Below are 12,999 nucleotides of genomic sequence, written 5' to 3' on the forward strand. Positions count from 1 at the left end.
TTGCCCCTCTCCACGAAAACTCCTTTGTCCCACGTCCCACAAGACTTCCGCTCCACCCATAAGCACAAAAGTTTATCATGTATAGCGCTCTAAAAACACCTGAATACATCGAGTAATTAAGGAGAATCAGTCGAGAAAAAGTTTGGGAATAACTACTGGAGAATAGAATAGAAAGAAAGAGGAAAACGCTCAAAATTAATGAGAAAGAATCCCTCTGTGTCATGGATTGATGATAAAAACGCAGGAAGGAATATGTAAGTTCTTCTCTGCTCCCTGAAATGGCCTACTCGTATGTATTTAAAAACAAATAAACTTTATAAATTCCTTTTTTACCTTAAAACCAAAAACTTTATATTCTTTAATCATGATTATTATCAGGAGGATCCATTTGTTCAATTAAAATGTGTTCAATGTACTCCCGTAGTGAGCACGGTTCTATGAGGATGTACTTCACAGCGTACATATACTCAGATTGTTTGTTTATCTGATATGCTTTATGCTTAGTTTTCGAATCAGGTGTATAAAACAAATGTTCGCTTAGTCTTTGCCTGACCGATTTATGAACGCCAATATATTGCAAAGTCCAACTGTCATCAGCAAATGTTAGGGCTGTCTGCCTGTATATAAAATAAACTCCGCATTTACAAGGTACCTTTCCATCTCTCCCCACACCCAGATCATTTCGTGTACAAACTTTAAGAAACGGTTCTTCTTGAAGAGTTTGCTCTATTCGCTTTACTATATTTAATTTACTTAATTCAATTTTTAAATCAATCATTTGTACACCTTCCTAAAGCCACTCATTTAATTGTTCTTAATCTTCTTTTGGGATGCACTAACTATTTAGATGGTTAATCAATATCTTCAATTTAATCTACTTTTATTTGATGTAACAATATAATCTTCTCTACCTAATGCAATGTTTAAGCGGTTAAATCCAACCTCGTTTAATCGCTCACTTAATTTGTCATAATCATTTATTAAAAATAAATGCACCCCTTGCATTGTGGAGTTTTTTACAATTTTTTCTGATTCTATTTTATATATTGAGTAACTTTTAATATCTAACTTTATATGCTTTTCTATTTCATTAGAGACTTCTATATCTTTTTTATTGTATATTGGCAGCCAAATCAAGAAAGACCAATTCGGTTTATTATTAAGCTTTTCCGATAATTCAGTAATTATTTTCATACAGCCCTTCATATCATTATCTTTGTTTTTACCCCAGTAAGGATCAAAAAAAATAACTCCTCGCTCAAATGAATCTATAGCTTCAAGGTAGTCCTTAGTAAGATCATATGCATTTGCAATTTGAAATGTAATATTATCTCTAAATTTATAGTTCTCGGGTGAACTTAGACAAGACAACGAATAGATAACATCACAAAGCTCATAACTATTATATCTTACTCTATAGTTTGTACCTGAATTGATAATTGAAATTAGTTCCAGTATCCACTTACTGGATCCATAGTAATGTTCACCATAAGAATACTTCCACATCTTTTTCATTAATCGATAGTACATAGATTCTTTAAGAGATTCTTGTACCTCTTGTTTATCATTTTTGGTAACTTGATTGTTTTCTAAAAAACCATAAAACTTTTTCGCTTCAGCTGCACATGTATTTGATATGAAATTTCCTCCAAATGCATCAAAAAAACAAATTGGTGTATGTGAATCTTTTAACTTCAAATAAAATAACTCCAAAAGTAAAAGGTGTTTTGGAACATCACCAAGATTCCCCGCTTTACCATTCATCGACATTTTATCCCACCTAACACAAATAATTGTATCGAAAAGATACACTATAAGCAGTGTATCAGCCTGCAATATAATCATATAATTTTGGCTCGCTCTAAAAATTAGTGGTTGACACTGAAAATAGATCGGTGTTCTATATTACTACGCTGTACTGATAGGCTTTCCAAGAACGATTAAAGATCAAATGTAGTCAACCACTAATTATGGTTTTGAGCCATAATTTAATCAGTAAATTCATTCAGAATCAGTTCCCGTTCAAACCAAATGCCCGTGACCCCAACTTTTGCTTGTATTTCTGTTCGAAACTAACAACCTCAGTTTGAGTTAATGATTTAGGAAGTGTTCGTAAAATCGAGTATTGAAAATTCTTGTAACGCTCTGGCTCTACCTGTAATAATGCCATCAATTTGATATTTCCTCCATGCTTCGTTTCTGCATAGCTTCTCCAGCGCCCCATAATACCCAGTTTCCCTGATGCCGACCCAACATACTGATTTCCATCGGTCATATCAGTTATTAGATACACACCTGCAACGGAAGAAAGCATGGTATGCCATATTCTATTTGGATCAGGACTTTTAACAATCGTTTGAAGCTCGTCAAAGGTTAAGATTACATCTTCAAAACCAGAGAATTCCTTAACATACCCAGCAGGAAGTATTTCAACCACTCGCTTCGGATTGTTTCTTAACCACTGGCACCAGCTCCTCGTTGAAGCTCCCCAATCAATAACCAGGCGATCAGCCAAATCATTTAGTAGATCAATCTTCTCGATTTCATAATGAAATAATGGTTGCTCGAATACCTCCATATATGGGTAATCAGGAGGAACATTCTCCAATGATTTATTGAAAGTTGGCTTTCCAATTACTTTGTATGCCCCAATATAGATTGCTTTCGATTGCTCATAACCTAAAAACGAAATGAGATACTCACAATTACCAAACCTATCCTTAGTTTGAATGCTTTGATAAAAATCAAGCATGCCACGCTTATAAAGATATTTGGTATCATAATTCGGATCTTGATGCCGAACCAACTTTATCGATTTAGAAATATCCAGATCTCTCATTGAAAGCAATTCACTTAGAAGCACCAATCTCACCTTACCTTGTCTTTGGCATCGTTTGATTATCAATCTAACTACCTCTTGCGATATCTACTTTTTCAGATAAACGAGGTTCACAAAAGCTTTTTTCCAATAATATATAGTGCAAGTCAGCATCCCTTAACTCCTGCCACCAAAAAACTTGTTACTTTGTAAAAAAATAAAAATAACTGTCCCCAAAACACCCTCTCTCCAATCTGCCCCAATCCCTTACCCCACAAGGCTTCACCGCCATTTCCGAGATAAAAATAACTGTCCCAAAAACGCTGAGAAAAAGCCCTGAAAACTGGAAAGAAACTGGTTCAATTGTGAACGAAAACAACTAATAATTCGTGTCCTTGAAGGGATAGAGAAGTGCCTGAGAAAAGCAAAGATCGGCATTTAAAACGCCTGGGTAAGAGCCTGGGAAATGCCTGAATCAACTACTTTCAATCCCCCAAAAGCCTTGAGTAGCCTGGGTTTCTGCTTGTTTATCTATTCGGGATTTGGATGAGAATTCCCTGCTGGGATGCTTTCAGGAATGAGAAAAAGACTGGAACAATGGTTGAGAAATAGCGGCAACCAGGTTCCAGCCTTTGGTGGTTTGGGGACAGTTAATTTTAGTAGGGACGGTAAAAATAAAATTGGACAGGAATTATTTATTGGTTAAATATATGTTGTCTCATCGCCTCAAACAACAGAATCGTTGCCGCCATTGCCGCGTTAAGCGACTCTGCCTTTCCCTGCATCGGAATCGTAATCGCATCATCCACCAAGCGTGCCGTGGAATCCGAGATACCCTTGCCTTCATTACCAATGACAAGCCATACCGACTGCGTAAAATCATAACTATAGCATGAATGCTCTGCCTGCAAAGAAGTACTGACCAGCTTCACGCCTGCAGCTTTCGCTTCGGGAAGCAAAGATTCCAACTGGCCCTCCACAATGGGCAAATGAAACAATGACCCCATCGTCGAACGAATCGTCTTCGGGTTATAGACATCAGCACAGCCAGCGCCGAGTACGACCCCAGCAGCTCCGGCTGCATCCGCGCTACGGATGATCGTCCCCACATTACCCGGGTCCTGCACTCCGTCCAGCACAACAACAAGCCCACGCGCTCCTGCGATCAGGCTTTCCAGTGGTTCACTGCCTTTACGCACTATCGCGAATACAGGCTGTGGTGTCATCGTATCCGTACATTTCGCGATAACCGCAGGTGATACACTGACCCACTCCACACGCTGAAGCGGGTTCTCAAACCCTGCAAGTTCAATCGGCACGCCTTGCTCTCCGTCGTATACGATGCACTCCAGATCTGCCCCAGCGCGTAATGCTTCCTGTACCAGATGAATGCCTTCAATGATATATTTATGTTGACGGGTACGGTGCTTTTTCTCCAGCAGCTGTGCCCATTCTTTTACACGTGTATTTTGCGGTGATACAATATCCATCTTTCCATCCTTCCCATCTGCATCCATCACTTCGGATACGCAAGCTCCATTTTCGTCAAATGATCCTTGTGACCCACAATGATCAGCACATCTCCAGCTTCGATCCGGTCATCCGCATACGGAGAAATGTTCATCGAATTCCCACTGCGGATCGCCATCACGTTGCATCCAAAACGTGCCCGGATGTTTAATTCCATCAGGTTCTTACCGATCATTTGCTCCGAAGCTCTCATCTCCAGAATGCTGTAATCCTCAGACAACTCGATGTAATCCAGTATATTAGGCGAGGTCAGATGATGGGCTACGCGTAGTCCCATATCCCGTTCAGGATAGATCACCTTATCTGCGCCAATTTTTTGCAGCACCTTACCATGAAGCTCATTTTGAGCTTTTACGATCAGAACGGGTACACCCATATCTTTCAATATCAGGGTTGTCAGAATACTCGCCTGAATATCTTCACCAATCGCCACAACGACAACGTCGAAATTTCGTATGCCCAGCGCACGTAGCGCTTCTTCATCTGTTGAATCTGCCGATACCGCATGGGTCACCACATTAGACATCTCCTGAGTCCGCTGCTCGTCCGCATCAATTGCCAGCACGTCGAATCCCATACCGCTCAGTGCATTGGCAACACTTGATCCGAACCGTCCCATACCAATTACGGCATACTGTTTCTTGGCCATTAGGGTCTTAACCTCCCGCTGCACTTCAGCATGACGCATCTTTACGGATACCCATGCTAACGTAAATAATCCTTCGTAGTATACCACAAAGCCTGATAAACTTGAATGCGCTCGCGCTTCCCAGGGAACAGTATTAGAGCAGCCGAATATACGAGGAGGGAATTGCGATGCCCATTATATTAAGCCTGCGTGAAGCGATTGTTCATAAAGTTCATGACAAGAGTGATGATCAGCTCCGGGAGATGATTGAAGGTTCAGTAGATGGACCGGAAGCTGCATTACCTGGACTTGGCGCCATTTTCGAGATGATCTGGAAGAACACAGAACCTGCCAAGCAGGAAGAACTGATTCAAATCGCGCAGGAGCATCTGCACACCATTCCCATCCAACCGCTTAGCTAGTCGAAGCAGTGGAGGGTAAGGTAACCATCATTACGTTTGTTCTGTCTGCAAAAGAAAGCTTTCCCTTATTCGGCTGGATCATACCCGCCTCCAGGTAAGGTGTATAGCAATAGATCCCCCCGCCAATCGGCGGAGGGATCTTATTTTTTAACAAGCTCGATCTCATCGCATGAGCTTGTCACGTTCAACTAACCCTTTTAATGATTACCGCGCAATACATCTACCTTTACTTAAGGCGCAGTCTCCAGGAATTTAGCTGTAGGATTTTTATCTATAGCCGTTCTCATTGCGTACTCATTTTCGAAGAGCACTACATAATTCCCTTTTTTATCTTTTACAAGTGCAGAGTTAATCCGGAATTTACTTGCATCCAGATTCTCGTCCACGATCCAGCGAGCGAACTGATAAGGCATGCGCTGCAATTGCACGTCTACCCCATACTCGCCTTTCATCCGGTATTCAAATACCTCGAACTGAAGTTGACCAATTACGCCGAGAATCGTCTCGTCGAAACTTGCTGTCTGGAACACCTGAATCGTTCCTTCCTCCGTCAACTGGTCAATTCCTTTTTGGTACTGTTTATGTTTCAACGCATTTTTTACGGTAACTTTGGCGAAAATCTCTGGCGAGAACGTTGGCAATTCTTCAAAGATAACCTCGCTGCCTTGGCTCAGTGAATCGCCAATCCGGAAGATACCTGGATCGAACAGACCGATAATATCGCCGGCATACGCTTCTTCTACAATATCCCGGTCTTGTGCCAGGAATTGCTGTGGCTGTGACAGCTTGATCTCTTTGCCGACACGGTTATGCTTCACACTCATGCCACGTTGGAACTTGCCTGACACAATACGCAGGAACGCAATACGATCCCGGTGTGCCGGGTTCATGTTGGCTTGAATTTTGAATACATAACCACTGAATTTCTCATTCGTTGGTTGAATCTCGCCTACAGTACTGCGGCGTGGTTCAGGCTTCGGTGCCAGTTCCAGGAAATTCTCCAGGAAAGTCTGTACGCCGAAATTGTTGATCGCACTACCGAAGAAAATAGGTGTCAATTCGCCGCGTTGAACTTTCTCCATGTCGAATTGGTCGCCGGCGATGTCCAGCAACTCCAGATCCTGACACAATTGATCATGCAGATATTCCCCTGCCATCTCACGAATAATCGGATCTTTGTAGCCATCTACCTTTTGTACTTTAATCGTCGAGTGATCGTCCCCTTGGAACAATTCCACCTGATTTTTCATCCGGTCATAGACACCACACAGCTCGCGACCTGTACCAATAGGCCAGTTCATCGGAACCGAACGAATACCCAGTACGTTTTCAAGCTCTTCCATCAGGTCGAATGGACTTTTACCCTCACGGTCGAGTTTGTTGATGAACGTAAAGATTGGAATGCCACGCTTCGCACACACCTGGAACAACTTGATTGTTTGTGCCTCGACACCTTTTGCCACGTCAATCAACATTACCGCGCTATCGGCAGCCGTCAGTGTGCGATACGTATCTTCACTGAAATCCTGGTGACCCGGTGTATCCAGAATGTTGACGCGGTGATCCAGATAATCAAATTGCATTACGGAAGACGTAACGGAGATTCCCCGTTGTTTCTCAATTTCCATCCAGTCACTTGTTGCGTGTTTGCTGGCTTTCCGAGCTTTTACCGTTCCCGCAAGGCGAATCGCGCCCCCGAACAGCAACAGTTTCTCGGTTAATGTGGTTTTACCCGCATCCGGGTGAGAGATAATGGCAAACGTCCGGCGTTTGTCCACTTCCTGTTGAAGAATATCATTTGCAGCTTTGCTCATAGGTTTAATCCCTTTCGTCCGTTCATTCACGTTAATCCGGCATGGCCGGTCCATCATTCAATCTTTATGCAATCCGGCGAGGCCGGTTGATTGTACACTGGTCATTTTGCATACGAGGTATTTACACATAGATTAATTTTACACATTTACAATGGAGTTCATCCTCCTCAAATCTGTGCTTTCATACATACCGTGAACTGCTTCTTAACCCAACTCTCCTATTGTACCATAATCTGTACCGAAAATAACCGATTACTACAGCAGATTCTTCTCTTTTCCCTTGCAAAAAAAAGCACCCTTCAGCCATAATCATGGCATCCAGGCACTCCTTATTCATTTCTCGTTATCGAGTTTAGAAAATCAATGCATCCAGCGCGTATTGTCCGCCACCCGTCAGGGCCAGCGCTACACCAACCACCAGAATCGCGAGATTATATTCGAATCCGTTCTGTGTGGACCAGTATCCGTTCGCACCATGGACTTTCACAATCGCAATCACCATCGTCAATGCAATCAGAATGCCACCTACCGGTGTAAGCAGACCCAGAGCCAGCAACAGTCCACCACCGAATTCAGCGAGTCCAGCCAGTAACGCTACCAATGCACCTGGTTTCATGCCCATCGATTCAAACCAGCCGCCTGTACCCTTGATCCCGTAACCTCCGAACCATCCAAACAGCTTTTGTGCCCCGTGCGCCATGAACGACAATCCAATCACCAAACGAATCAACAACAATCCTACGTCCAACATCATTTTCTTTTCCTCCATTCAATATATACAAAATAGTATTCTTAGATTAAAGATATTATGCTAAATTTTTTTCTTCATGATTTGGTGTCGAAACCCCTTCACCTGTTTCACATTTCATCTCATGAATCGTGCACTTATCCGAGAAGTTCATCGGGTTAAGTTTTGTCATTTGCGTAACTCTTTATCTCTTGAGTTGAGTATAAGTTATATACTAACTTTTTGTCAATAACTTAATTTAAATATATTTATCCAGTCGCATTCCCTCCATCTTTTCGTAGCAAAAGAAGCCCGGAAAGTTCGCTTCATCCGCGTTCTTTCCAAGCCTCTTTAATCATCATCATTTCACCTTATGAATGAATAGCTTTAATTGTTGACTTGCCAGATCACACGATCCTCGTCCTGACCATTCACCGGCCACCAGTGGAATCCATCCTGCTCCAGCAACCTATCTGTCGCTTCTGGCCCCCAGGTTCCAGCCGGATACGGATGAAGCTCTCCCTGATTTTGTCCCCACGCTGCTGCAATCCGATCTACAAAAGACCACGCTGTAGCCACTTCATCCCAACGGGTAAAGTACGTAGAATCCCCTTCTGCTGCATCATGCAGCAGACGTTCATATGCTTCAGGCGAGTTAATTCCAATCATGCAGCTCTGACAGAAATCCATTGCGAGTGGCTGAATCTCGGAATCCGAGCCTGGCTTCTTGGCATTGATTTTGATATATATGCCTTCCATCGGATTCACCCGAATCACCAGCAGATTCGGCTCCAATTTATACTTTTTCCCAAGGTATACGTTGTTTGGCATCGACTTGAACTCAACTACGATCTCGGTCGTTTTCACCGGAAGTCGCTTGCCTGTCCGAATGTAGAATGGAACACCTGCCCAGCGGAAATTATCCACGAATACACGTGCTGCAAAATAAGTTTCCGTATTCGACTGCGGATCAACCTTGTCTTCCTGGCGATACCCCGGAAGCTGCTTGCCACGGTACTCCCCTTCGGCATACTGCCCCCGCACAACGTTGTTGCTCACTTCCTCATCCGAGGTGAACGCACGTAGAGAGCGTAATACCTTCACCTTCTCATCGCGAATGTCTTCCGGGAATAGGCGACTTGGCGGTTCCATCGCAATCATCGTCAGCATCTGAAGCATATGGTTTTGCCCCATGTCACGCAGCGCTCCAGAGTGATCATAATAACCGCCACGTTCTTCCACGCCTACCGTCTCGCCCAGCGTAATCTGAACGTTGGCAATATGTTTGTTGTTCCAGAGCGGTTCGAAAAAAGCATTCCCAAAGCGGATGACTTCGATATTTTGCACCATTTCCTTGCCCAGATAATGGTCAATCCGATAGATTTCCTCTTCACGGAACACCTCACGAATCTGCTCATTCAGATGTTCGGCGGATTGCAGATCATAACCAAATGGTTTTTCGATCACCAATCGGTTCCAGCCCTGACTTTCCAGCATACCACCGTCCCGCAAACTGTACGAGACACTGCCAAACAGCTCAGGTGCCAGTGCCAGATAGAACAGTCGATTACCCGGCGTGTTAAACTTAGCTTCCAGATTCTCCGTCTGCGCACGCAGCTCTTTGAATCCTTCCACATTATTGATATCCAGTGCTTTGTATTCAAAATGCTCGACAAAAGCGTTCCACTCATCAGGTTCTCCCGCTGGATAGCGGCAGAATTCTTTAATGGATTCATAGATGTCTTCCCGGAATTCTTCTGGGGACCTCGGACGACGTGCTACGCCAATAACCGCAAAGTCTTTGGCAAGCTTGCCTTCGCGGTAAAGACTGTAGATGGCCGGAAACAGCTTCCGGCGGGCCAAATCTCCCGTTGCTCCAAAAATGAAAAATACTGCGCCTGGTGTCTGTACTTCATCTTGCGATTGTTTTTCAACCATGGGCTCCTCTTTCTTCCGGGAAGATAACCTTCACGCTCTCCCCGAGCTATGTAATGGTGTTATATATGCACGACATACAACCGTCAATTACCAGCAAGTTCCTTCTTGGATGTGATGCCATTTTAGCATATCAACTGAACGGATGCACTATTCCACACTCATTTTTCTGATAAAGATTCTCACTTTCCCGTCCAAATTCATAGAAATTTCAACCCTTAATACTCAATCGTGATCACCGGGAAACCTACCGTGATTCGATTGTTCCCTTGTTCACCGACCTGGTGAACTGCGAGCTGCATATTCAACATGTGCGAGCCACTCTTGATCGACAGGGGCAGCTCAGCAGCCTCATAAGAGACACTTGCACTGGCTACATCCGTATAACGTTCAACGGAGGCAATATCTATCCTTCTGGACAACGTTTCTTCAACCAGTGCCAACTGCCCACTCGCATCAGATTCAGTGGCTGTCGTACCTTGGACAGACATATTCCAACTTGCCTTCATCCCTGAGTCTACAAGCAGTTGATCGACCTCTTCATGTAATGTCATTAAAGTATTCCGATCCGTGTGTGTATCCCCTGAAAGTTGTACGATGGCATAGTAGCCATTGTCTCCTGTATCGACGACATTGACCAACAGGCCTGCACCTCCAGTAGCCGTATCGACAACCTCTTCACTGCGGTAAACATCATGACCCGTTTGGCGTACCCGTATCGGTTGTTCCAGCCCCAAGTGACCAGCCAGTAATGCTGCTTGTGCTTCTGCGTTTCCTTGGCCTTCTCCTTGCCATTTAATAACCAAACGATCTACATTATCAATCACGCTATCAGCAGTATAGATTAACTGTTCCAGTTGGGCTGCTTTCGGTTCGTTCTTCTCTGCGTATACCTGTGTCACACCAATAAGAATAATGATAGCCATTGCCAATATACCTGCTGTCATCCAACGATTTAACATTCGAATCCCTCACTTCTTTCTTGCATTCTATGAATCTATCAACAGCATACCCCTTTCCCACATTTGCTATACTTCTTTTGCACACAGCAAAAAAGCCCCACCCGCCACATGCATGGCAGATCGGAGCTTTCATTTATAATTTTCTATATAAATTGAACTACACAATATTTAAACTCGCCACTCCGATGACAGAACAACCTTCCGATCGCTGTTATCCCCAGATTTTTTTGATTCTTTTTATAAAGGGTAAATCCGGGGATAAAGGCGAGCGCTTCGCTTCTTCAGGTTCTTTCTGTCCTCTCCGTTTTGTGTAAATCTTTAGTTCAATTTATATAAACCATCTCTTATCTATTACTTCCGCACATTAAAGCACGGTTCTTTGGCTTAATGATGATATTACATATGATTCTTCTTACTCTGCAAGTCCGTTTTTATATGCATAGATCGCGGCCTGTGTACGGTCGTCTACGCCCAATTTTGCCAGTAAGTTTGTAACATGGAACTTGACTGTCTTGATACCGATGATCAGATCGTCAGCGATGTCCTGATTCGATTTGCCTTTAGCCAGCAACCGGAGTACATCCATTTCCCGATCCGTCAATTCATCATGCAAAGGAGCTGCTGCCTGTGGCTGCCGGAAGCGATTCATCATTTTCGAAGCCACCTGTGACTCCAGAACGGATTGTCCGCGAGCTGCTGCGCGAATCGCATCTGCCACTTCATTGGCTCTTGATGTTTTTAACAGATAACTGAATGCGCCTGCTTCAATAACGGGGTACATTTTTTCATCATCCAGGTAACTGGTCAATACGATGACTTTGCACTCCGGATACATTTTGAGCACCTGACGGGTAGCCTCAATGCCATCCATGCCTTCCATAACCAGGTCCATCAGAACAACATCAGGCTTATATTCCTGCGCAAGCCGAATGCCTTCCTCTCCACTACCTGCCTCACCAACAACTTCAATTCCATCTTCGGTATCTAATACCGCAGCAAGACCAATACGTACCATCTCATGATCATCCACGAGCAATACTTTGATCGACGTTTCCGTCTCCGTTTCGACTTCCGGTTCCATTGACATGTTCTTCCTCGCTTTCATCGCTCATCAAAGGTATCGTAATCTCAATCCGCGTTCCCTTACCTGGCGCTGTTACAAATTGTATGGCTCCGCCAATCTCCGTAACACGTTCACGCATGTTAGCCAGACCGTAGGAAGCCTGTTTATTCTCATCCAGATCGAAGCCTTGACCATCATCACGAATCAATACCCGAATCGCATCTGTGCGGCGCTGGAGGCGTATCTCCATTTTCTCCGCTTTTGCATGCCGTAACGTATTGGACATAGCCTCCTGAACAATCCGGAACAGATGATTCTCAATGCCTTTGATTAGATCGATGTCTTCGTCCATTTCGAGCACAATGTCCATGGGTACTTTCGTTTTCAGTTCCATCACCAGATCACGCAGACCTTGTTCGAGATGTTTACCCTCCAGATAGACTGGTCGCAGATGTAACAGTAACGCACGCATCTCGGACTGGGCTACCGAAGCCATCTCCTCAATCAAAGCCACCTGCCGCTGAGCACGTTCAAAATCCTTCTCCATCTTCCGTCCAACGGCCGTTGCTGTCATCGATATTGCGAACAATTGCTGAGATACCGCATCATGCAGTTCCCGTGCCAGCCGCTGCCGCTCTTCCACAATAGCCGTAATTCTGGCTTGTTCGGCCAGCTGTGCATTATGGGTAGACAATCGCTGGAGCGAAGATACCTGATCTTCCCACTTTTTGCCGATGCGTCCGAGTTGCTCACTCAAACGGCCCACATCATCTACGCCCAGATCAGGTACAGTACGTGACAGGGAGCCTTTCTCCCACTGTAGGAGCGTTTCCCGCAGCAGTTCAAGCCTACGTTTGACCCGGTAACTCTGATAGAACCCAAAGACCGCACCGATCCCAATCAGGAGCAGCAATAGAGCCAGACCCGATTGAATCAGATGCCGCCAGCCAGCAAACGGAGCAAGATAACCATATGTATACAATACATACAAAATAACAGCGAGCACAATGAAAACCAGGAGGATCCCTTCACCCATACTTCGGGTTACCATGTCGGTATGTCGTTTTGTCTTCATCGGGGTCTCCTCCTTCTCTTCATCT

At 44.2% G+C, this 12,999-nt stretch carries 13 protein-coding genes; 2 read left to right on the forward strand and 11 right to left on the reverse strand.

Annotated elements, in window-relative coordinates:
- Nucleotides 1-358 precede the first annotated feature (358 nt).
- From MHI06_RS24740 to MHI06_RS24750, 3 genes are all read right to left on the reverse strand, one after another.
- Nucleotides 359-778, reverse strand: a complete 420-nt coding sequence (locus MHI06_RS24740) for a hypothetical protein (RefSeq protein WP_340399438.1) — start codon at nucleotides 776-778, stop codon at nucleotides 359-361.
- An 86-nt stretch (nucleotides 779-864) separates the two neighbouring features.
- Nucleotides 865-1,764, reverse strand: coding sequence for a hypothetical protein (locus tag MHI06_RS24745; RefSeq protein WP_340399439.1), 900 nt, complete (start codon nucleotides 1,762-1,764; stop codon nucleotides 865-867).
- A gap of 247 nt (nucleotides 1,765-2,011) precedes the next feature.
- Nucleotides 2,012-2,905 (reverse strand): GIY-YIG nuclease family protein, encoded by an 894-nt coding sequence (locus MHI06_RS24750; protein WP_340399440.1) that lies wholly within the window; start codon nucleotides 2,903-2,905, stop codon nucleotides 2,012-2,014.
- Nucleotides 2,906-3,395: 490 nt separating this feature from the next.
- On the opposite strand from MHI06_RS24750, the gene MHI06_RS24755 reads away from it, so the two are divergent.
- Complete coding sequence (locus MHI06_RS24755; RefSeq protein ID WP_340399441.1) at nucleotides 3,396-3,524, forward strand: hypothetical protein; 129 nt, start codon at nucleotides 3,396-3,398, stop codon at nucleotides 3,522-3,524.
- On the opposite strand, the gene MHI06_RS24760 is transcribed toward MHI06_RS24755, so the two are convergent.
- Together MHI06_RS24760 and MHI06_RS24765 are read right to left on the reverse strand one after the other, a co-directional pair.
- Nucleotides 3,514-4,308, reverse strand: coding sequence for an RNA methyltransferase (locus MHI06_RS24760; protein ID WP_340399442.1), 795 nt, complete (start codon nucleotides 4,306-4,308; stop codon nucleotides 3,514-3,516). The two genes, MHI06_RS24755 and MHI06_RS24760, sit on opposite strands and share 11 nt — an antisense overlap.
- A gap of 26 nt (nucleotides 4,309-4,334) precedes the next feature.
- Nucleotides 4,335-5,036, reverse strand: a complete 702-nt coding sequence (locus tag MHI06_RS24765) for a TrkA family potassium uptake protein (RefSeq protein ID WP_315937925.1) — start codon at nucleotides 5,034-5,036, stop codon at nucleotides 4,335-4,337.
- Between the two features lie 128 nt (nucleotides 5,037-5,164).
- On the opposite strand from MHI06_RS24765, the gene sspI reads away from it, so the two are divergent.
- A complete protein-coding gene (sspI, locus tag MHI06_RS24770) occupies nucleotides 5,165-5,398 on the forward strand; it encodes a small acid-soluble spore protein SspI (protein WP_340399443.1) in 234 nt (77 codons plus the stop codon).
- Nucleotides 5,399-5,628: 230 nt separating this feature from the next.
- Here the strand turns inward: sspI and MHI06_RS24775 are convergent, their stop codons facing one another.
- The 6 genes from MHI06_RS24775 to MHI06_RS24800 all read right to left on the reverse strand — a co-directional run bounded on the left by MHI06_RS24775 (nucleotide 5,629) and on the right by MHI06_RS24800 (nucleotide 12,974).
- Complete coding sequence (locus MHI06_RS24775; RefSeq protein WP_169480676.1) at nucleotides 5,629-7,212, reverse strand: peptide chain release factor 3; 1,584 nt, start codon at nucleotides 7,210-7,212, stop codon at nucleotides 5,629-5,631.
- A gap of 352 nt (nucleotides 7,213-7,564) precedes the next feature.
- Nucleotides 7,565-7,963, reverse strand: a complete 399-nt coding sequence (locus MHI06_RS24780) for a DoxX family protein (RefSeq protein WP_053783291.1) — start codon at nucleotides 7,961-7,963, stop codon at nucleotides 7,565-7,567.
- Nucleotides 7,964-8,326: 363 nt separating this feature from the next.
- Nucleotides 8,327-9,877, reverse strand: coding sequence for a glucose-6-phosphate dehydrogenase (gene zwf / locus MHI06_RS24785; RefSeq protein WP_340399444.1), 1,551 nt, complete (start codon nucleotides 9,875-9,877; stop codon nucleotides 8,327-8,329).
- Nucleotides 9,878-10,092: 215 nt separating this feature from the next.
- The gene (locus tag MHI06_RS24790) at nucleotides 10,093-10,836 is read right to left on the reverse strand and encodes a YwmB family TATA-box binding protein (protein ID WP_340399445.1); all 744 of its coding nucleotides are present in this window, start codon (nucleotides 10,834-10,836) and stop codon (nucleotides 10,093-10,095) included.
- A gap of 412 nt (nucleotides 10,837-11,248) precedes the next feature.
- Entirely contained in the window at nucleotides 11,249-11,917 is a 669-nt protein-coding gene (locus MHI06_RS24795; RefSeq protein ID WP_091020933.1) for a response regulator transcription factor, read from the reverse strand.
- On the reverse strand, nucleotides 11,859-12,974 hold the full coding sequence (locus MHI06_RS24800) for a sensor histidine kinase (RefSeq protein ID WP_169480679.1): 1,116 nt from the start codon (nucleotides 12,972-12,974) through the stop codon (nucleotides 11,859-11,861). Before MHI06_RS24800 ends, MHI06_RS24795 begins: the two co-directional genes overlap by 59 nt.
- Nucleotides 12,975-12,999 lie beyond the last annotated feature (25 nt).

Source organism: Paenibacillus sp. FSL H8-0079 (assembly GCF_037991315.1).
Lineage (GTDB): Bacteria > Bacillota > Bacilli > Paenibacillales > Paenibacillaceae > Paenibacillus.

Bases quoted from the DNA above. Each gene is read 5' to 3' on its own strand.
- MHI06_RS24740 (WP_340399438.1), bottom strand. From the start codon at position 778: ATGATTGATTTAAAAATTGAATTAAGTAAATTAAATATAGTAAAGCGA.
- MHI06_RS24745 (WP_340399439.1), bottom strand. From the start codon at position 1,764: ATGAATGGTAAAGCGGGGAATCTTGGTGATGTTCCAAAACACCTTTTA.
- MHI06_RS24755 (WP_340399441.1), top strand. From the start codon at position 3,396: ATGAGAAAAAGACTGGAACAATGGTTGAGAAATAGCGGCAACCAGGTT.
- MHI06_RS24760 (WP_340399442.1), bottom strand. From the start codon at position 4,308: ATGGATATTGTATCACCGCAAAATACACGTGTAAAAGAATGGGCACAG.
- MHI06_RS24765 (WP_315937925.1), bottom strand. From the start codon at position 5,036: ATGCGTCATGCTGAAGTGCAGCGGGAGGTTAAGACCCTAATGGCCAAG.
- sspI (WP_340399443.1), top strand. From the start codon at position 5,165: ATGCCCATTATATTAAGCCTGCGTGAAGCGATTGTTCATAAAGTTCAT.
- MHI06_RS24775 (WP_169480676.1), bottom strand. From the start codon at position 7,212: ATGAGCAAAGCTGCAAATGATATTCTTCAACAGGAAGTGGACAAACGC.
- MHI06_RS24780 (WP_053783291.1), bottom strand. From the start codon at position 7,963: ATGTTGGACGTAGGATTGTTGTTGATTCGTTTGGTGATTGGATTGTCG.
- zwf (WP_340399444.1), bottom strand. From the start codon at position 9,877: ATGGTTGAAAAACAATCGCAAGATGAAGTACAGACACCAGGCGCAGTA.
- MHI06_RS24790 (WP_340399445.1), bottom strand. From the start codon at position 10,836: ATGTTAAATCGTTGGATGACAGCAGGTATATTGGCAATGGCTATCATT.
- MHI06_RS24795 (WP_091020933.1), bottom strand. From the start codon at position 11,917: ATGGAACCGGAAGTCGAAACGGAGACGGAAACGTCGATCAAAGTATTG.
- MHI06_RS24800 (WP_169480679.1), bottom strand. From the start codon at position 12,974: ATGAAGACAAAACGACATACCGACATGGTAACCCGAAGTATGGGTGAA.